This window comes from Pseudomonas sp. SCPG-7, from assembly GCF_002156405.1.
Taxonomy (GTDB): Bacteria; Pseudomonadota; Gammaproteobacteria; order Pseudomonadales; family Pseudomonadaceae; genus Aquipseudomonas; species Aquipseudomonas parakoreensis.
In genome coordinates this window covers 34,273-54,026 of sequence record NZ_MVOO01000009.1, presented here as the reverse complement: position 1 = coordinate 54,026, position 19,754 = coordinate 34,273, and the positions used below count along the sequence as shown (strand labels likewise).

The following is a 19,754-nucleotide window of genomic DNA, read 5'->3' as shown; positions in this document are numbered from 1 at the left end:
GGCCCACCCGGAGACACGCCTGATGAGCGAGCTTTTTTACAACGCTGTGCCCAACGCCACCCGCGTCGCACCGCCACTGCCCGAACCTCGGCAGTACCCCAGCGAGAAACCGTCGCGGGTCTATCTGTTCGGCACCTGCGTGGTCGACCTGTTCTACCCCGAAGCCGGGATGGACGCGATCCACTTGCTCGAGCGTGAAGGGATCAAGGTCGAGTACCCGCAAGGGCAGAGCTGCTGCGGGCAACCGGCCTACACCTCGGGTTATACCGAGCAGGCGCGGACGGTGGCGCGCGCGCAACTGGCGCTGTTTGCCGGGGATTATCCGGTGGTGGTGCCGTCGGGTTCCTGCGCGGGCATGTTGCGCGAGCATTACGCCGACTTGTTCAAGGACGAGCCGCAAACGTTGAAACAGGTACAGGCCCTCGCGGCCCGCACCTATGAACTGGCCGAGTTCCTGCTGTTCGTCTGCAAGGTGCAGCTCAAGGACAGCGGCGAACCGGTCAAAGTGGCGCTGCACACTTCGTGTTCGGCACGTCGCGAAATGAATACCCACCTGCACGGCCGCGAGCTGTTGGCGCAGTTGAGCAACGTGGAACGGGTCAACCACGATCACGAAAGCGAATGCTGTGGCTTTGGTGGGACATTCAGCGTCCGTATGCCAGACATTTCCGGCGCGATGGTGGCGGACAAGACCCGGGCGTTGAAGGAATCCGGCGCGCATCAGGTCTTGAGCGCCGACTGTGGCTGTTTGATGAACATCAACGGCGCATTGGAGAAACAAAAAGAAGCGCTGCGCGGGCAACATCTCGCCAGCTTTCTTTGGCAACGGACCGGAGGTGCGCAATGAGCACCTCGACGATTATTCCTACGGTTGCCGTAGAAGAAGACTTCCGCACCCGGGCGCATAACGCCTTGGGTGATCAGCAGTTACGGAACAACTTCCGTACTGCCATGGATTCACTGATGACCAAGCGGGCCGCGGCGTTCAGCGATGCCCATGAAAGAGAACACTTGCGTGCCCTGGGCAACTCGATCAGGGCGCGTGCGCTCTCCAAGTTGCCCGACCTGCTCGAGCAACTGGAACAGAACCTGACCCGCAACGGTGTGACAGTGCACTGGGCGGAAACGGTGGACGAGGCCAATGGCATCGTCCTTTCGATCATCCGCGCTCACGAGGCGCGGCAAGTGATCAAGGGCAAATCGATGGTCAGCGAAGAGATGGAGATGAACCATTTCCTCGAGGCTCAAGGTGTTGAATGCCTGGAGTCCGACATGGGGGAATACATCGTCCAACTCGACCACGAGAAGCCTTCACACATCATTATGCCGGCGATCCACAAGAATGCCGGTCAGGTCGCGTCCTTGTTCCACGACAAACTTGGCGTGGAGTACACCAAGGACGTTGACCAACTCATTCAGATCGGTCGCAGAGTCCTGCGGCAGAAATTCTTCGAAGCGGACATCGGCGTTTCCGGCGTCAACTTCGCCGTGGCCGAAACCGGCACTCTGCTGCTGGTGGAAAACGAAGGCAACGGGCGCATGACCACCACCGTGCCGCCGGTGCACATCGCCGTCACCGGCATCGAAAAGGTCGTGGAAAACCTGCGCGACGTGGTGCCGCTGTTGTCGCTGCTGACCCGCTCGGCGTTGGGCATTCCGATCACCACTTACGTCAACATGATCTCCGGCCCGCGCAAGGAACATGAACTCGACGGTCCGCAGGAAGTGCATCTGGTCCTGCTCGACAACGGTCGCAGCCAGGCCTTTGCCGACAGCGAACTGCGCCAGACCCTCAATTGCATCCGCTGCGGTGCCTGTATGAACCATTGCCCGGTTTACACCCGCGTCGGTGGTCACACCTACGGCGAGGTGTACCCGGGACCGATCGGCAAAATCATCACGCCGCACATGGTCGGTCTGGCGAAAGTCCCGGATCACCCGAGCGCTTCGTCGTTGTGCGGTGCCTGCGGTGAAGTGTGCCCGGTGAAAATTCCGATCCCTGCCCTGCTGCGGCGTCTGCGCGAAGAAAACGTCAAAGCCCCGGACGCTCCACACCAAGTGATGCGCGGCCAGGGCAGCAAGTATTCGCGCAAGGAACGCTTCATCTGGAATGCCTGGGCGAAACTCAACAGCTCGCCGACGCTGTATCGGTTGTTTGGGTTCTTCGCCACGCGCCTGCGCGCCCTGACCCCGAGCAATGTCGGGCCATGGACGCAAAACCACAGCGCACCGAAACCCGCCGCCCGCTCACTGCACGACATGGCCCGCGAGCATCTGGCCAAACAGGGAGACCGCTGATGAGCGCCAAGCAAAATATCCTCGCCAAGCTACGGAAAAGTCTGACCGGCGCCACACCGATTGCCGACGACTTCGACGTCGATCTGGTGACCCAGCCTTACACCTACAGCGCCGAGCAACGCATCCCGCAACTGCGCAAACTGATGGAAGCGGTACACACCGAAATCCATCTGACCACCGGCGCAGACTGGCCGGCGCTGCTCGCGCAATTGCTGCGTGACCGTCAACTGCCAAGCCTGCTGATCGCACCGACGACGCCTCACGGGCAGCGCATCTCACAACACTGGGCGAACAATCCTGATCTGCCGACGCTGAAGTCCTACAACCGCCCGATGGAAGAGTGGAAAGCCGAGCTGTTCAACGACACCCCGGCCAGCCTGACCGGCACCCTCGGCGCCATCGCCGCCACCGGCAGCCTGATCCTCTGGCCAACCCGTGAAGAGCCGCGACTGATGAGCCTGGTGCCGCCGGTGCATTTCGCCCTGCTCAAGGCCAGCGAAATCCGCGACAACTTCTATCAGGTGCAACAGGAATTCGAGTGGGCCCAAGGCATGCCGACCAACGCGCTGCTGGTGTCCGGCCCGTCGAAAACCGCCGACATCGAACAAGTGTTGGCCTACGGCGCCCACGGCCCGAAAGACCTGGTGGTACTGATCCTGGAGGACCAATGACGCTTCCGGTGAATTTCCTGCGTGATGCGCAGCAACTGATTCCAGCGGAGCGCCGCTTCGACGATCCGCTGTCGACCTTGGCCTTCGGCACCGACGCCAGTTTTTATCGGCTGATTCCCAAACTGGTGATCCGCGTCGAGTCCGAAGACGAAGTGGTCGCGCTGCTGAAACTGGCCCAGCGCGATCAAGTCCCGGTGACCTTCCGCGCCGCCGGCACCAGTTTGTCCGGGCAGGCGATCAGCGATTCGGTGCTGATTGTGCTGGGGGATAACTGGAACGCTCGCGAAATTCGCGATCAGGGCCTGCAAATCCGCCTGCAGCCTGGCGTGATCGGCGCACAAGCGAACGCGTGGCTGGCACCGTTCGGGCGCAAGATCGGCCCGGATCCGGCATCGATCAACGCCTGTAAAATCGGCGGTATCGTCGCCAACAACGCCAGCGGCATGTGCTGCGGCACCGCGCAAAATACCTATCACACACTCGCCGGAATTCGTCTGGTACTGGCCGACGGCAGCCGTCTCGACACCGAAGACGCAGCCAGTGTCGCCGCGTTTCGCGAAAGCCACGGCGAACTGTTGGAGCGCCTGGCGACGTTGGGCCGCGAGACCCGCGCCAATGCCGAACTGGCGGCGAGAATCCGCCACAAATACCGTCTGAAAAATACCACCGGCCTGTCGCTCAACGCCCTGGTGGATTTCGACGAGCCTGTGGATATCTTGAGCCACCTGCTGGTCGGTTCCGAAGGCACGCTCGGCTTCATCAGTGCGGTGACCTACGACACGGTGATCGACCAGCCGAACAAGGCCTCGGCACTGATCGTGTTCCCGGATGTGGAAACCTGCTGCAACGCGGTCACGGTGCTGAAAAACCAACCGGTGTCAGCGGTGGAACTGCTGGACCGACGCAGCCTGCGCTCGGTGCAGGACAAACCGGGCATGCCGGATTTCGTACAACACCTGTCGAACAATGCCTGCGCGCTGCTGATCGAATCCCGCGCCGCCTCTTCCACGTTGCTGCAGGAACAACTGGCGCAGATCATGGCTTCGCTGACCCGTTTCCCGGTGGAAAAACAGGTGGACTTCACTGAAGACCCGGCCGAGAACGCCAAACTCTGGGCCATCCGCAAGGACACCTTTCCCGCCATCGGTGCCGTGCGTAAAACCGGCACCACGGTGATCATCGAAGACGTGACCTTCCCGGTCGAGCAACTGGCGATCGGCGTCAACCGCCTGATCGAGCTGTTCGACAAACATGCCTACGACGAAGCGATCCTTTTCGGACACGCGCTGGAGGGCAATCTGCATTTCGTCTTCACCCAAGGCTTTAACAGTCCGGAAGAAGTCGCACGCTATCAAGCGTTCATGGACGACGTGGCGCAACTGGTGGCGGTGGAATTCGGCGGTTCGTTGAAGGCTGAACACGGCACCGGGCGCAACATGGCGCCCTTCGTTGAGCTGGAATGGGGCAGCGATGCGTATCAGTTGATGTGGCAGCTCAAACGCCTGCTCGACCCTAACGGCATCCTCAACCCGGACGTGGTGCTCAGCGAGGATCCGCAGATCCACCTCAAGCACCTGAAACCGCTGCCGGCAGCTGACGAGATTGTCGATAAATGCATCGAATGCGGCTTCTGCGAACCGGTCTGCCCGTCGAAAGGCCTGACCCTCAGCCCGCGCCAGCGCATCGTGATCTGGCGTGACATTCAGGCGAAGAAGCGCGCCGGCGTTGACACCACCGAGCTGGAACAAGCCTACGAGTACCAAGGCATTGAAACCTGCGCCGCGACTGGCTTGTGCGCTCAGCGTTGCCCCGTAGGCATCAATACCGGCGAGCTGGTGAAAAAGCTTCGTGGCCGCCACGCGACGCATCAGAAAACCGCTGACTGGATCGAAGGAAATTTCGCCAAGACTCTGCAAGGCGCACGTTTCACCCTGCATGTGGCCAACGGCGCACGGATGCTGCTTGGCGCACCGCGTCTGGCGAAGCTGTCGGCGAGCCTGACGCGCCTGTCCAAAGGCCAGGTGCCGCTGTGGACCAACGCGATGCCGCAACCGGAAAAAGCTATTCGCTTCAGCCCGAGCGTCTCCGACGAACGCCCACGCGTTGTGTATCTGGCCGCCTGCGTTTCACGGGTGATGGGCCCGGCAGCGGGCGACAAGGAGCAGATGTCGCTGTATGACAAGACCCGTGGCCTGCTGGAAAAGGCCGGTTACCAAGTGGTATTCCCGGACAATCAGGACAACCTCTGCTGCGGTCAGCCGTTTGCTTCCAAAGGCTACGCTGAACAGGCCGAGCACAAGCGTCAGGAATTGATCAGCGCGCTGCTGCACGCCAGTCGCGGTGGACTCGATCCGATCTATTGCGACACCAGCCCTTGTACTTTGCGCCTGGTGCAGGACGTGGGAAATGTTCGCTTGGATCTGTACGACCCGGTGCGCTTCATTCGTACGCATCTTCTCGATCGACTGGAGTTCACCCCGCAAGAGGCACCGATTGCGGTTCATGTGACCTGCAGCACCCAGCATCTGGGCGAAAGCCAGGCGCTGATCGAACTGGCACGCAAATGCAGCAAAACCGTGGTGATCCCGGAAGGCATTCATTGCTGCGGGTTTGCCGGCGACAAGGGCTTCACCACCCCGGAATTGAACAGCCATTCACTGCGCACCCTCAAGGACGCGGTGCAGCATTGCAGCGAGGGGATTTCCACCAGTCGCACCTGTGAAATCGGCCTGACGCAACATGGCGGCATCGACTATCACGGGCTGGTCTATCTGGTGGATCGGGTGACCCGGGCCAAGGCCTGCTGAAGAAAAATAGAACCCTTGCGTGCGACCGTAGTCCACAGAACAGACCCCGAAAATCGGGGCTTTTCTTCCACTCGGTTGCCCGTCCTGACGGCCAGCGCAGTCTGGATCCCTCAGTTCAAGGAGATACACATGAAACGTTCTGTACTGTTAGGTCTGTTCGTTACTGCCTCGATGATGGCCTCCACCTCGTTCGCCGCCGACAAACCTGCCGACCTGTGCGATGCCAATATCCAGACCATCAACAATGCCAAGGGGCAGTTGTCAGCGAACCCGGAACTCAGTCAGCGTGCCGAAGCCAGTGTGAGCAAGGCACAGGCGCTGAAAGCCCAAGGCAAGATTGATGACTGCGTAGCGGAAACCTCGCAAACCATCATAGAACTGCGTAAATCCACCGGCACCAACAACTGATTCAAGGCCTCGGCCAACCTTCGGGTTGGCCTTGCCGGCCGTTTGGCGTACACTGCACAGGCTTGTTGCCTCACCTGATGTACGAGGCAATGAGTTCGGGGCCGATTAGGATTCGACGCCGGTGACGAAACTTTAGGTGCATGCCGACTTGGTAACAGAAGTCGTAAATCCACTGTTGCAACTTCTTATAGTTGCCAATGACGACCAATACGGTGCTGCTCTCGCTGCTTAATTGCAGCTGACATGCACTCCTGGTGCCTTCGGGCCCAGCAATCATCAGGGGATGTCTGTAAACCCGAAATGATTGTCATATAGAACAGAATCGCCGTGCAGTACGTTGTGGACGAAGCGGCTAAAACTTACACAACTCGCCCAAAGCACCCTGCCCGTCGGGTCGCTGAGGGTTAACTTAATAGACACGGCTACGCATGTAGTACCGACAGCGGAGCACTGGCGGACGGGGGTTCAAATCCCCCCGGCTCCACCAACTATCAACGACAAGGCCCGCCAAGTGCGGGCCTTGTCGCATCTCGCGTTTCACTCCCGCTTCACCGCCAAACATCGCCCCCAACACCCTACCAACTCAATGCCCATGCCGATGATGCACATCCGGAAAATGCGCATGACTGTGCCGCATCGGCGTATGCACATGCGGATGACTATGCGGCTCCACCCCATCCCACTCAAACCCATGCGTGTGTTGATGATGCTCATCGTGTATATGCCGATGATCATGCTCAAGCCGTTCGTGCTGATGCTCATGAACATGGTTTTCCATCAGATGAATCCATACCCCCACGGCCATTAACGCTGCTGCGAGCAGGAACATCAGCGATATCGATTCGCCCAGCAGCAGAATCGAGATGCCTGCGCCGAGGAACGGTGCGGTGGAAAAGTAGGCGCCGGTGCGTGCGCTGCCGAGGCCGCGCAGGGCGAGGATGAACATTACCAGGCTGACGCCGTAGCCGAGAAAGCCGACCAGCATGATCGGCACCAGCGAGGTGGCGGCGGGTAGCTGGCTGTCGATGACCAAGGCCAGTGTGCAGTTGACCAGACCGGCCACGAGGCCTTTGCTGCCGGCGATGAACAGTGCGTCCGAGGCCGAGACTTTACGGGTCAGGTTGTTGTCGATGGCCCAGCAAAAGCAGGCGAAAGCCACAGCCAGAGGCCCGGTCCAGTCTTGCGCCGAGACGGCCTCTTGTTGCCAGGACAGCACGACGCCACCGGCGACGATGGCGAGCATGCCGATCACGATTCGTCGGTCGGCGTTTTCCTTGAACACCACCCACGCCAGTAGCGCCGTGAGCACGGATTCGAGGTTGAGCATCAGTGACGCGCTCGCGCCGGACGTTCGGGTCAAACCGAACATCAGCGCCACTGGCGCCAACACGCCGCCGAAGCCGATGGCGCCGAGCAGCCATGGCCATTCACCAGTGCCGAGCCCGGAAGGTTTCCAGCCACGATCGCGGGCAAAACGCAGGACGGTCAAGCCCAGACCACTGCCGAGATAGAGCAGCCCGGCGAGCAGAATCGGCGAAATCTGTACCCCCAACAGTTTGGCGAGGGGCGTACTGGCGCCAAACAGCGCTGCCGCAATCAATGCGTAGAGAACGCTCATATTCATGCCGGGATCACTCGCTGGGGCCGATGGAATACCGGCAAGCATCATGGCAAAACTCAGGTGAGAATTATGTGAACAACTGATTCGTGTCAGGGAACACGGCCTCTGGCACGTGCTCAAATCCAGCAACATTTAATCCGCGCAATCTCTGGGCGATCGCTCGATGCAGCTTCTATGCTGCGAACATCGAGATGCAATGGAGTTGAAGATGAAGACTTGGATCGCCGCCGCGCTGACAGCGCTGATTTGCCTGTCCGTCCATGCGGCCGAGGCCCCCACTGTGCGCGTCGAACCGATCGCGTTCACAACCAGTGCCGACAGCGTCCAGCGCAAACAGTCGATCACGGGTGACCAGACGGCGGAGTACCGGTTCAACGCCAAGGCCGGCCAGATGCTGACCGTCGACTTCACGCCCTCCAACACCTCCGCTTACTTCAACATCGCTGCCAAGGGGGCCGATTACGCGCTGTTCAATGGCTCGATCATGGGCAATCACTTCCTCGGCACATTGCCCAGCGATGGCGAGTACACGGTTCAGGTCTACCTCATGCGCAACGCCGCACGACGTAATGAAGTGGCCAACTACGAGCTGGCGCTGAGGCTGGTCAATGGCGATGCCATCAGCCGTCAGCCACCATTCGATCAGACGCTGGAATTGCAGGGCATTGCCTTTCACGTCAGCACTGAACAGGTCGATGGCAAACCCACTTTGCACATCGCTCCCAAGGGGTTGGAGATCGACAATACAGTCATCATTCAAGCCCTCAGCGGTGAGGTGGTACGCGCCGAAGTCGCCGATCTCAATAACGACGGCTCCCCTGAACTCTATGTGTTCACCCGCTCACCCGGACGCGGCATGCCGGGCGAACTGATCGCCTATTCGGCCAACAACAAGAAATCCCTGAGCGAAATCTACTTGCCTCCGGTCAGTGACAACCCGAAAACCGCCGAGGGTTATCAGGGCGAGGACTCGTTTGCCGTGGTGGAAAACAGGCTGGTGCAACGCTTCCCGGTGTATGACAGCGCCGACGCGGGTGCGGGTCGTACGGGGAAGATGCGTCAGGTTCAGTACACGTTGGTGGCGGGTGAAGCCGGGTGGATTTTACGCGAGGACAAGGTCACGGAATTCTGAAATGACCGGGATCGTTACGGCCGGCGGATAAACCCCTGAACCACTTCTACACTCACACCGCCCCCACTGCCACGACGAGCCCCCATGACCACCCTCCAAAACCGCATGAAGCAAGGCAAGGACGCCCGCAAAAAATGCTCGCGCAGCGCCCACGCCACCACCGGAAAAATGAGCCGCGATCCAATCCCGCTGATCAAGGCCTCCAGTCAGGGCCGCGTCGCTTCGCTGGTGGAATTGCGTTACGGACGAATGCTGGTGTCGCCTTTCACGTTCTTCCGTGGCAACGCGCTGCTGCAGGCGCATGATCTGTCGAGCACCCAGAACATGGGGCTGGTTGGGCCGATCTGTGGGGATGCACACTTGATGAACTTCGGCGGGTTCGCCACGCCGGAGCGCAATCTGTTGTTTAGCGTCAATGATTTCGACGAGGCGCATCCCGGGCCCTGGGAATGGGACGTAAAGCGGCTGGCGGCGAGTTTTGTGGTGGCGGCGCGGGATTTGCGCCATGGCGAGTCGGTTGAGGAAGAGGTCTGTCGGCAGATGGTCGGTGCCTATCAGGCGACGATGCTGGAGTGTGCCGAACAGAGTGCGCTGGAAACCTGGTACGAATCGATCAAGTACGAAGACTTGCTCGATCAGGCACGCAAGAGTGCGCTGGAGCATGTGCAGCGTGCCGTCGATAAAGCCGAACGGCGCACCCACGCCGAGTTGCTGCCGAAAATCAGCGAGCGCGACGCGAATGGACGGCTGGTCATTCGTGACGATTTGCCGGAAATTTTCCACCTGCACAAGAACACCACGCTGCTCGACGCCGACGATGACTGGTTGCGGCTGGCAGACTGGCGGCCGTTGTTCGATACGTTCATGCGTGACTATCGCACCACGCTGCAGGCTGACCGGCGGGAATTGCTCTCGCGGTTTCACGTACAGGATCTGGCGTTCAAAGTGGTGGGTGTCGGCAGTGTGGGCACCCGATGTCTGGTGGCGCTGCTGACCGACGATCAGGAATTTCCGTTGTTTCTGCAGTTCAAGGAGGCGCGGCGCTCGGTGCTCGTCGACTATGTGAAGGCCAAGTCCCGCACGCGTCATGAAGGCCAACGGGTGGTCGAAGGGCAGCGCTTGATGCAGTCGGCCAGCGATCTGTTTCTCGGCTGGACCACCGGCCCCAACGGTCGGCATTTCTATGTGCGGCAATTACGCGACATGAAGATCTCCGCCGAACTGGAAAACTTCGACGCCGAAACCTTCGCCGCCTATGCCCGGGTCTGCGGTCGCGCACTGGCCCGCGCCCACGCCAAAGCCTCGGGCAACGCGGCGGTCATCAGCGGCTATATCGGCAAGGGCGATGCCTCGGCCGACGCCCTGTTCAAATACGCCCGCAGTTACACCGCGCAGAACGAACGCGACTTCGAACGTTTTCAGCAGGCCTGCCGCAAGGGCCGGCTGCGGGCACGTTCGGAAGCGGATTTTGCAGCGGATCACTTGCCTTGACACGCTGCAGAGCGCTCGCTATCGAGATGAATTTTTCTTCACTGCCCCCGTTCGATCAACACGGTACAGTCCGCTCGCTCATTCAAGAAACTACGGTTCGCCCGCGCTCTCCCGCGGGCTTTTTTTTTGCCTGGCATTTGCTGCGGAAACGATCCGCGCCGTTTGTTTTTTCCCGCCCCATGATCAATCCTGTCCCTCGACCCTGCCCACCGGAGCGCCCGATGCCGCTGCTGACCTTGCCCTGCCAACGCCTGACGCTCGCGATCCTGGCCCCGGAACAGGCCGAACTGGAAAGTGACTTCTACGCACGCAACCAGCGCCACCTCGCCCCCTGGTCGCCGATTCGCACCACCGAGTACTTCTCCAGCGAACAGATTCGCCGACGCCTTGAAGTTCAGGCCAGTGCCTACGAGGCCGGGCTGGCGATGCATTTCGCCCTGCTGACGCCGGACGGCCAGCAGATGATCGGCGCGTGCAATTTCAGCGGGATCATTCGCGGTGCGTTTCAGGCCTGTTATCTGGGTTATCACATTGACCACGCGCATCAGGGTCAGGGTTTGATGCAGGAAGGCCTGGAGACCGGCATCGGCTACATGTTCGACACGCAGAACCTGCACCGGATCATGGCCAACTACATACCCGGCAACGAGCGCAGTGCGCGGTTGCTGGAGCGTCTGGGTTTCGAACGCGAGGGCTACGCCAAGGCCTACCTGAACATCGCCGGGCGTTGGCAGGACCATGTGCTGACGGCGCTGGTCAATCCGGTGTTCGAGGCGCCGGAAAAGCGTTGGTCACGACAACTGGCGTGAGTTTCACAATTTGTTAAGCATTGGCGAAGTATGCTCAAGGCTCCTGCCCTTTCCGGTTGCCTGAAATCCATGCCGCGTGCCGCCACTTCGCTGTTTCTACTCGCCGCCCTGCTGTTTTTTTTCGCTTTGGGTAACCACCAGCTGCAAGGCTCCACCGAGGCCCGGGTCGCCGGGATCGCCATGGAGATGCACCTGGACGATGACTGGGTGACGCCGCGCCTGTTCGGCGAACCGTTTCTGGAAAAACCACCGCTGAGCCTGTGGCTGGACGCCGGCGCCATGCGCGTGTTCGGCGTTTCGCCGTGGGCGGTGCGGCTGGCGTCGGCGGTGGCCGGGTTGCTCAGTGTGATGCTGCTGTACGGCATGTTGCGCCGCTTCGGTCGGCCGAAAGCGCTGGCCTGGACGGCGGGGATTCTGCTGGCGACCATGGCCAGTTACTGGAGCAACGTGCGCGGCGTCGGCGAGGATGCGCTGCTGGCGCTCGGCGTAACCACGGCGTTGCTGGCGTTCTTTCAGGCGCAACGCACACCGAACGCGGCTAACTCGCTGCTGTTTATCGTCGGCATCGCCATCGCAACGTTGAGCAAGGGCGTACTTGGACTGGCGATGCCCGGCGTGGTGATTTTCGCCTACCTGCTGGCGGACAACCTGATCGACAGACGCCTGAAGATCGGCGCGTGGCTGCGTCCCGGCCTGCTCACGGCGGTGGGCCTGATTCCACTGCTGATCTGGCTCATCGTGCTTTACCAGCGCGGTGGCTCGCATGCCGTCGCTGAAGTGCTGCTGACCAATAGCGTCGGTCGCTTCAGCGGCTCGTTCGTCGAGGCCGGGCATTACGAGCCGTTCTATTACTACCTGGCCAAACTGCCGGAAGCGTTCCTGCCGTGGAACATTCTGGTGTATCTGGGCCTGTGGCATTTCCGCAAGGAACTGAAAGCCAACCGTTACTTGCTGTTTTTCAGCCTGTGGATCGTCGCGCAGTTCATCATGCTGACCCTCGCTTCCAGCAAGCGCACGGTGTACCTGATGTCGATGACCCCGGCGGCGGCGGTGATCGCCGCCGAGTATGCGCGCGTGTTGTTCGAGCGCTTGCAGGCCCGCGAATCCGCCGACCGCTTTATCGGAAAAGTCGCCCGTCATCGTCAGGCAATTGCTGCCGGTTTGCTCACGGTGGTGATCGCCAGCTACCTCGGCGCGGCCCAGTGGGCCTTGCCCAACGCTGATAAAGAACTGTCGTTCCTGCCGCTGACTGACCATATTCAGAGCCTGCAAGCCAACGGTCAGCAGGTCGCGCTGTTCCAGGCCAATGAGCGGGTCGGCGGCGCCAGCGTGTTCTACACCCAACGTGTGCTCAAGGGACTGGACACCGACGCGCAACTGCATGACTTCCTCAGTGCCTCGCCCTCGAACGTCGCGGTGATCTCCGCGGACAGCGAACCCGTCGCACCACTCAAAGTGCTGAAGACCATGATGGTCGGGCGCCAGGCGTACTACTTCGTCGGCTACTGACGCCCTTCGCGCCAGCCAATAAAAAACCCGCCGTCACTGGCGGGTTTTGTTTGGGCCGACGCTTTGCCCAGTTCATCGAGTGCTCACTGATTGCCAGTCGGAGGCTTCGATGAAGCCAAGCACGCGCGGGGCCGCTTTGTTCGCAGCGGAAACAAACAGCGAGGAGCCATAGCCCGGGTCCGAAACCGGCGAATTCAGATCCTTTTCCAGCTCCGCCATGCATTCGCTGTGGGTCACCAGAATCAGATTGCGCCCCGTAAGCTTGTGCGCCAGCGCTTCCTGCAGGATGTGGCCCTTGCAGCTGATCAGCCAGTCTTCGCCGGTGGCCGCGCGATTGAACATGTAACCGGCGGTCTGCACAGTGCGCAGCATCGGGCTGTTGTAGATATCGGCGTTATTCAGGCCCAAATGCTCGAACTGTGCGCCGACACCGACCGCGACACTGCGCGAGCGGTCGGTGATACCGTCATCACCGCTCAGGCACGGCGCCGGCGAGTGATCGCAGCGCTCGACGTGACGCACCAGCACAATCATCTCGCCCTTGGCCCACCCGGCCGCCAGCGCGCGTGCACCGGACACATTGCCGTGGGCCAGGTCAGGCACCGCCGCCGGGGCGAGCAGCCACAGGGTCAGCGGGATCACCAGCAGCGACGCACCGAGCACCACCCACGTGTTGCGATAGCGGGCCAGCTTACTCAGGGAAATCGAGCGTTTGACGCCGAACAGACTCAGTCTCAATTCCACATCGGGCCGCCTCGTCGGCATCCATCACAGTCAATACGATGCGGCGAGGGTAGAGAAGCGGGCGTAAGTGGCGAGTGAAACGCATGTGAAAAAAGTCTTGAAACGCCCTTGTTACAAATTCCGTCGGACAAAATCCTTTCAGCTCTCGTGTTTGCGGCCGATACAGACCTGCTAACCCCCTTGCTGGCTCAAAAAAACAACAATCTTCCAGCCTGACCGACGATCAAGTAGCTCAACGTTCCTGGAGGAATTGTGATGAATAGCTGGTTCGGCAACATCAGCGTGAACATGAAATTGGGTCTGGGCTTCGGCCTGGTCCTGGCCCTGACCTGCGTCCTCGCCCTGACCGGCTGGACCAGCCTCGGCGGTCTGATCGACCGCAGCAACTGGATGAGCGACATCACCCAGCTCAACGCCGGCCTGACCAAGCTGCGCGTGGTGCGCCTGCAATACATGCTGACCAACGGCGACGAAACCGCCGCGCAGAATGTGCAAACCACCCTCGAAAGCTTCGCCGCGCAACAACAGGCGCTGATCAACAAGTTCAAGAGCCCGGAAAACGTCAAACTGCTGAAAGAGCAGGCCGCGACCATCGCCGAATACCAGACTTCGCTGAACAAGATGCGCAACGCCTACCGCACCGGCAACAGCGCCCGCGACGTGATGGGCACTAACGCCGACACCGCTTACAACCTGATCGAAACGATCAGCAAGCGCGTGCAGCAAATGGACATGAGCGAGCAGCGCTTCGAGCAGTTCCAGGCCATCACCCAGGCCAAGGAAGCGTTCATCCTCGCGCGCTATGAAGTGCGCGGCTACACCGCCACCACCAACGCCGAAACCGAGCAGAAAGCCGTCGGCCAACTGAACGTGGCCATCGACAGCCTCAAGCAACTGAACGTGCATTTCGCCGCGACCCAGCAAGACGCTCTGCGTCAGCTGGAAACCGCCCTGACCAACTACCGCAGCGCGTTGCAGGCCTACAAGAACGCCAACAGCGAAGCGGTGCAGGCGCGTAAGGAGATGACCGATCAAGGTGCGGCCATCGTCACCACCAGCGAGCAGCTGTACCAGATCCAGCTCGACCGTCGCGACATCGAAAGCGCCCAGGCCCGTACGCTCCAGCTGATCAGCACCCTGCTGGCACTGCTGGTCGGTGTGATTGCTGCGGTGATCATCACCCGTCAGATCACCCGTCCGCTGCAAGATACCCTGGCCGTGGTCGAGCGCATTGCCAGCGGCGACCTGACCCAGAACGTCATCGTGACCCGCCGCGACGAACTCGGCGTGCTGCAACAAGGCATCGCCCGCATGGGCGTGACCCTGCGCGACCTGATCAGCGGTATCCGCGACGGCGTCACTCAGATCGCCAGCGCTGCCGAAGAACTCTCGGCCGTGACCGAGCAGACCAGCGCCGGCGTGAACAGCCAGAAGGTCGAGACCGATCAGGTGGCCACCGCCATGCACGAGATGACCGCCACCGTGCAGGAAGTCGCGCGCAACGCCGAAGAAGCTTCGCAAGCCGCAGCTGCCGCTGACGGCGAAGCCCGTGAAGGCGACAAGGTAGTGAATGAAGCCATCGCCCAGATTGAGCGCCTGGCCAGCGAAGTGGTGCGTTCCACTGAAGCCATGAGCGTGCTGCAACAGGAAAGCGACAAGATCGGCAGCGTCATGGACGTGATCAAGGCCGTGGCCGAACAGACCAACCTGCTGGCACTCAACGCAGCGATTGAAGCCGCGCGTGCCGGTGAAGCCGGTCGTGGGTTTGCCGTGGTCGCCGACGAAGTCCGTGGCCTGGCGCAACGCACGCAGAAATCCACCGAAGAGATCGAAGGCCTGGTCGCCGGTCTGCAGAACGGCACCCAGCAAGTGGCTGCCGTGATGAACAACAGCCGCGCCCTGACCGACAGCAGCGTGGCCCTGACCCGCAAGGCTGGCGACTCCCTGGAAAACATCACCCGCACGGTGTCGAACATCCAGTCGATGAACCAGCAGATCGCCGCCGCGGCCGAACAGCAAAGCGCCGTGGCCGAAGAGATCAGCCGCAGCATCATCAACGTGCGCGACGTGTCGGAACAGACCGCCGCGGCCAGTGATGAAACCGCAGCGTCCAGCGTTGAACTGGCACGCCTTGGTGGCCAGCTGCAGCAGATGGTCAGCCACTTCCGCGTCTGATCTTCAGTCAGCGCCAAAGCGTAAATCCAATCGCGGGCAAGCCCGCTCCCACAGGAAACGAGTCAAACACATAATATGTGAACGACCGAAAAACCTGTGGGAGTGGGCTTGCCCGCGATGGCGTCAGATTTACTGCCACTGAAAATTGGCGATGCCGAGAAAATACTGGCTTCAGCGTGAAGGCACATCCAATTCAACGTCACCGACATTATTAAATCGTCTATGAATTCGAGTCCCCAAGCCAGCGGCAGATTGATTCTGCTCGAGCGCTTTCTGCAACATCACACGCGCGTGCTCTTCAATCGAACGATTATTAATATCTGCCGCTAACTGCAGTTCTTCATAGAGCTGAAGGTCAAGATTGCTGATAGTCAAACTCGCCACAATGTACTCCAGCGATACAGCCATCGAAGCAGCGAGACTACCACTCGGTTTACGAATCTTCGTTTTCAGGTTGTAACGCCATTTGATCGAGCCTTTGTAGGAGCTGCCGCAGGCTGCGATCTTTTGATCTTGTTTTTAAAATCAAAGTCAAAAGATCGCAGCCTGCGGCAGCTCCTACAGGGATTGCGTTCGATCAGCAGTCCGGTGCCCCTTAGCGTGTCCCGCGCTGGCGCAACGCCGACGGCATGAAATACGCGTCTTCCGGCACCGGTTGCGAGAAGTCGACGGTGGAAGCTTCTTCGTTGTCGAGGTTCTGCACGTAGTAACGGCGGGCCTGCAGGTCGTGGAACACGTCCAGTGCGCTCCAGGTGGTCGGCAGGTCGTAGAAGTTTTTCAGGTAGGCCATCGACACCCGCCACAACTCCCCGCGCCCATCGTATTGATCGACCAGCGCCGCGCCCCAGCTGTCCTCGTCGAGGAACAGCACGCGCTTGGAATAGACATGCCGCGCGCCCGGTTTCAGGTTGCCTTCAACCACCCACACGCGGTGCAGTTCGTAGCGGGTGAATTGCGGGTTGAGGTGGCCCGGGGTCAGCAGTTGGGCGTACTTCACGTCGGGGCTGCCGACCTTGTAGTTGTTGTAGGGGATGTAGATCTCCTGCTTGCCCTTGAGCTTCCAGTCGTAGCGGTCCGGCGCGCCGTTGAACAGGTCAGTGTCGTCGGCGGTGCGCAGGCCATCGGACGAGGCGATCGGCGTGTCATACGCCAAGTTCGGCGCACGGCGCACGCGGCGTTGGCCTGCATCGTAGACCCAGGCCTGACGCGGGTCCTTGAGTTGATCGAGCATCTCGTGCACCAGCGCCGCGCCCCCGGCCAGCCGCGCCGGGCTTTTCACAAAAGCGAGGTAGTAAAACAGGATATTTTTCAGGTCGGCGTACTGCCCGCCCGGACGATAAAAATTGAACAGCGCTTCTTGCTGTGAGGTGACCAGGGCAAAGCTGCCGTTGCGCTGCACCGGGGCTTCGGACGCACGACGCACCACGTAGATCCCGCGATAACGGGTGATGTGGTTCCACAGCACTTCGATGCCGTCCTTGGGCACCGGGAACGGTACGCCGCCGTAGGCATCGGCGAATCCGCTGCCGCCCTCGAGCAGCTTGGCTGAGGTCGCATTCTTCAACGTGTTGTCATACAGCCACTGCGGCGCCGAACCGGAACGGCGCGACGGATAGACCGGCATCTGGAACGTGTCGGGGTAGCTGTTGAACAACGCGATCTGACCGGGGCTGAGGTGGGCCTTGTACTGGTCGAGATTGGCCTTGGTGATGGTGAACAGCGGTTTGTCCGCCGCATACGGATCCGGATGATGTTGGCCCGGTTTATAGCCGGCTGGCGCCTGGGTGATGCCTCCGGTCCAGGCTGGAATGGTGCCGGCAGCGTTGCCGGCACGCTCGGCGCCCATGGGCGTGAGGGTGGTTTTCAGTTGTTCGGCTTGTTGTGGGGTGATGGCGGCCAATGTGCTGCTCGCGGCGAGACCCAGCACGAGCGCCAGCATTGTCTTAGTCAATCTTGAAATATGAAACATGTTCTTCTCCAGAATGCATACCCTGTGGGAGCTGGCTTGCCAGCGATAGCGGTGGATCAGCCACCATTGATGTCGAATGTGCTGCCGTCATCGCGGGCAAGCCCGCTCCCACAGGGGGATGAGTTGTCCCGAGATCTGCGTCTGAAACTCACAAGAAGTACTTGAGGTTGAACCCGACGTTGTCGCGGTCGCGAATCCCGTTGTTCTGTCCGCCGCCCCAGAAGTTGGTGTATTGCACCTCGGCTTCGAGCTTGTTCTGGTAGTTGGCCTTGATCCCCAATGTGTAAGCCTTGCGCCCGTCGATGGTGTTGCCGGCCTGATAGCTGTTGCCCTTGAAGTCGTCCTTGTAGACGACGTACGGCGAGACGTTGACCCCGGCGTACACATCGTTCCAGGTGCCGTTGAACATCACCGTGTAGCTGTAGGAGTTGCGGTTGACCTGATCATCACGATCACCGCCGGACACATAAGAGGTGTTGCCGGTACCGGCGTAATAACGCGTGCTGCCGTCGTAAGCGGTGTATTGCAGACTGCTGCCGCGCAGGTGCTCGGAGGCCAGTTCGAAGATGCCGAACATCGAGTCGAACGACAGCGTCGGGCCGAAGTTGTAGATGCTGCCCAGCGAGGTATTGAACGCCTCAACGCGCTCGGCGTTGTTGATCTCGCTGTCGAGGGTGACCATCTGCCCGCCGACGTTGACGGGCTTACCGGTCACCGCCACAGCGGCACCGTTGGCCAGGTCGCCGATCAAGTCGTTAGTCGCGGCAATCCCGATCGGCAGGTTCGGTCGATAGGCGATCTCGCCGAACACCGAAGCCTGGCCCAACGTGGTGTTGAAGCTGAAACCGTACATGCGGATGTCTTCGGCATAACGCCGATGCGCCTGAATGTTGCCCATCACATCGGCCGTCGCCAGACCGTTGGCCAGCGCCCCGGCCTGACTGCCGGCCACACCAGCGAGCATGTTGGTCAGGGCATTCATGTCGATACCCTTGTAGCCACCCAGATCTGCGGCGATGGTCGGTTCCTTGGCGTGGTAGTTGACCAGGTACAGGCCGAACTCGGTGCTGTTGAGCGCCTCGGCGATATAGCGGAAGGCGAAGCCGAACTGGCCGTCGTTGCGTGCGTTGTAGTCCTTGCCGATCGACGCCACTTTCAGCGTATTGCCGTAGGCCGGTGTCACGCCGTTGGCGTACAGGCCGGTGCTTTTCAGCGTCGGGCCGAGCAATGGGTTGTTGCCCAATGCGCTGTACAGCCCGATGACGTTGCCGAACCCCGGCACCGGGGTATCAAGCGCGGTGCCGCTGAAGTTGTTGTAACCGGTGTTGCCGCCATCGGCGAACAGGTCGGTCTGCGAATAGAAAGTCCCAACCGGGTCGATGCGGGTTTCCTTCCAGTTGGTCTGGTAGAAGCTCTCCAGGGTCAACGAATCGGTCAGGCCGATGTTGAAGCTCACGGCCTCCACCGGCATCAGCACCTCCTTGACCTCGGCGCCCGGCAAGCGGTACTTGGCGGCGTCCACCGGGTTGGTGGTGTTGACGCCGCCGCGATAGAAAATCCCCTCGCCCCAGTTGAACACCTGACGCCCGACCCGCGCAGTCACCGGCATCTGCGCCACGTCCCAGTTACCGTAGACATAGGCGTCGAGCATCTCGATCCGGCTGCCGGCGATGTCGCGGGTCTGGCTGGTAAAGCGATCATCCTGCGGGTAGCTCTGGCTTGGCTGCGCCGGGTTGTTGTTACGGTAGTAATCGTTGCGCTTGTCCATCAACTGGGTGTCGTAGAACGCCGTGCCGCGCAGAAACATCCCGTAGTTCTGATAGTTGGCCTCAAGCTCCGAAGTGATCTTGTACACCTCGGAAACCAGCCCGGTATCGAAGTTGCGATTGCCGTCGTTGGTGTTGACGTCGTCGTTGTTCTTGTCGCGGCCCTGCACCCGCCACAAACGGCCATAGGACAGGGTCGTGTCGATCGAGCCGGTGATTTGATTGTCCAGCACGCTGAACTCGGCCGCCTGCAGCGCATCCACCGCACAGAGTTGCAGCAGTCCTGCCAGGCCGACACCGGGAAGTGCCACGCCGGTGAGGCGCAATCGAGTGTTGATCATGGGTTCCTCCTTG

15 protein-coding genes, 1 other RNA gene and 1 pseudogene are annotated in these 19,754 nt (G+C 60.5%); 12 read left to right on the top strand and 5 right to left on the bottom strand.

The features are described from left to right. Nucleotides 1-22: 22 nt before the first annotated feature. The 6 genes from B1722_RS17575 (at nt 23) to ssrA (ending at nt 6,671) form a co-directional block, all read left to right on the top strand. The gene (locus B1722_RS17575) at nt 23-847 is read left to right on the top strand and encodes a (Fe-S)-binding protein (RefSeq protein ID WP_086793698.1); all 825 of its coding nucleotides are present in this window, start codon (nt 23-25) and stop codon (nt 845-847) included. After that, nucleotides 844-2,298, top strand: coding sequence for a LutB/LldF family L-lactate oxidation iron-sulfur protein (locus tag B1722_RS17570; protein WP_086793696.1), 1,455 nt, complete (start codon nt 844-846; stop codon nt 2,296-2,298). The genes B1722_RS17575 and B1722_RS17570 overlap by 4 nt, the downstream gene beginning before the upstream one ends. Continuing rightward, nucleotides 2,298-2,969 (top strand): lactate utilization protein, encoded by a 672-nt coding sequence (locus B1722_RS17565; RefSeq protein WP_086793694.1) that lies wholly within the window; start codon nt 2,298-2,300, stop codon nt 2,967-2,969. The genes B1722_RS17570 and B1722_RS17565 overlap by 1 nt, the downstream gene beginning before the upstream one ends. Continuing rightward, on the top strand, nt 2,966-5,776 hold the full coding sequence (locus tag B1722_RS17560) for an FAD-binding and (Fe-S)-binding domain-containing protein (RefSeq protein WP_086793692.1): 2,811 nt from the start codon (nt 2,966-2,968) through the stop codon (nt 5,774-5,776). The genes B1722_RS17565 and B1722_RS17560 overlap by 4 nt, the downstream gene beginning before the upstream one ends. A 129-nt stretch (nt 5,777-5,905) precedes the next feature. After that, nucleotides 5,906-6,184: a hypothetical protein gene (locus tag B1722_RS17555; protein ID WP_007961392.1), complete on the top strand. Its 279-nt coding sequence runs from the start codon at nt 5,906-5,908 to the stop codon at nt 6,182-6,184. A gap of 97 nt (nt 6,185-6,281) precedes the next feature. Next, nucleotides 6,282-6,671: a transfer-messenger RNA gene (gene ssrA, locus B1722_RS17550) on the top strand. A gap of 96 nt (nt 6,672-6,767) precedes the next feature. On the opposite strand, the gene B1722_RS17545 is transcribed toward ssrA, so the two are convergent. Next, nucleotides 6,768-7,808 (bottom strand): DMT family transporter, encoded by a 1,041-nt coding sequence (locus B1722_RS17545; protein ID WP_086793690.1) that lies wholly within the window; start codon nt 7,806-7,808, stop codon nt 6,768-6,770. 205 nt (nt 7,809-8,013) lie between these two features. Between B1722_RS17545 and B1722_RS17540 the strand changes: the two genes are divergently transcribed. The 4 genes from B1722_RS17540 (at nt 8,014) to B1722_RS17525 (ending at nt 12,746) form a co-directional block, all read left to right on the top strand. Then, nucleotides 8,014-8,937: a PliI family lysozyme inhibitor of I-type lysozyme gene (locus tag B1722_RS17540; protein ID WP_086793688.1), complete on the top strand. Its 924-nt coding sequence runs from the start codon at nt 8,014-8,016 to the stop codon at nt 8,935-8,937. 84 nt (nt 8,938-9,021) lie between these two features. Then, nucleotides 9,022-10,428, top strand: coding sequence for a DUF2252 domain-containing protein (locus B1722_RS17535; protein ID WP_086793686.1), 1,407 nt, complete (start codon nt 9,022-9,024; stop codon nt 10,426-10,428). A 221-nt stretch (nt 10,429-10,649) separates the two neighbouring features. Further along, the gene (gene rimJ / locus B1722_RS17530; protein WP_086793685.1) at nt 10,650-11,237 is read left to right on the top strand and encodes a ribosomal protein S5-alanine N-acetyltransferase; all 588 of its coding nucleotides are present in this window, start codon (nt 10,650-10,652) and stop codon (nt 11,235-11,237) included. A 30-nt stretch (nt 11,238-11,267) separates the two neighbouring features. Then, on the top strand, nt 11,268-12,746 hold the full coding sequence (locus B1722_RS17525) for a glycosyltransferase family 39 protein (protein ID WP_086793684.1): 1,479 nt from the start codon (nt 11,268-11,270) through the stop codon (nt 12,744-12,746). 72 nt (nt 12,747-12,818) lie between these two features. On the opposite strand, the gene B1722_RS17520 is transcribed toward B1722_RS17525, so the two are convergent. Beyond that, a complete protein-coding gene (locus tag B1722_RS17520) occupies nt 12,819-13,490 on the bottom strand; it encodes a histidine phosphatase family protein (RefSeq protein WP_041066702.1) in 672 nt (223 codons plus the stop codon). Between the two features lie 255 nt (nt 13,491-13,745). Between B1722_RS17520 and B1722_RS30145 the strand changes: the two are divergent. Together B1722_RS30145 and B1722_RS30140 are read left to right on the top strand one after the other, a co-directional pair. Further along, nucleotides 13,746-14,807 (top strand): annotated as a pseudogene (locus B1722_RS30145) (methyl-accepting chemotaxis protein); the annotation flags it as partial. Beyond that, entirely contained in the window at nt 14,802-15,665 is an 864-nt protein-coding gene (locus B1722_RS30140; RefSeq protein WP_371260362.1) for a methyl-accepting chemotaxis protein, read from the top strand. The pseudogene B1722_RS30145 and the gene B1722_RS30140, both read left to right, overlap by 6 nt. Before the next feature lie 171 nt (nt 15,666-15,836). Here B1722_RS30140 and B1722_RS17510 read toward each other — a convergent pair whose 3' ends face one another. The 3 genes from B1722_RS17510 to B1722_RS17495 all read right to left on the bottom strand — a co-directional run bounded on the left by B1722_RS17510 (nt 15,837) and on the right by B1722_RS17495 (nt 19,741). Next, on the bottom strand, nt 15,837-16,049 hold the full coding sequence (locus B1722_RS17510; protein ID WP_041066888.1) for a plasmid stabilization protein: 213 nt from the start codon (nt 16,047-16,049) through the stop codon (nt 15,837-15,839). Nucleotides 16,050-16,260: 211 nt separating this feature from the next. Next, nucleotides 16,261-17,634 (bottom strand): DUF1329 domain-containing protein, encoded by a 1,374-nt coding sequence (locus B1722_RS17505; RefSeq protein WP_140396028.1) that lies wholly within the window; start codon nt 17,632-17,634, stop codon nt 16,261-16,263. Nucleotides 17,635-17,782: 148 nt separating this feature from the next. Further along, nucleotides 17,783-19,741 (bottom strand): DUF1302 domain-containing protein, encoded by a 1,959-nt coding sequence (locus B1722_RS17495; RefSeq protein WP_140396027.1) that lies wholly within the window; start codon nt 19,739-19,741, stop codon nt 17,783-17,785. Between the last annotated feature and the right edge of the window lie 13 nt (nt 19,742-19,754).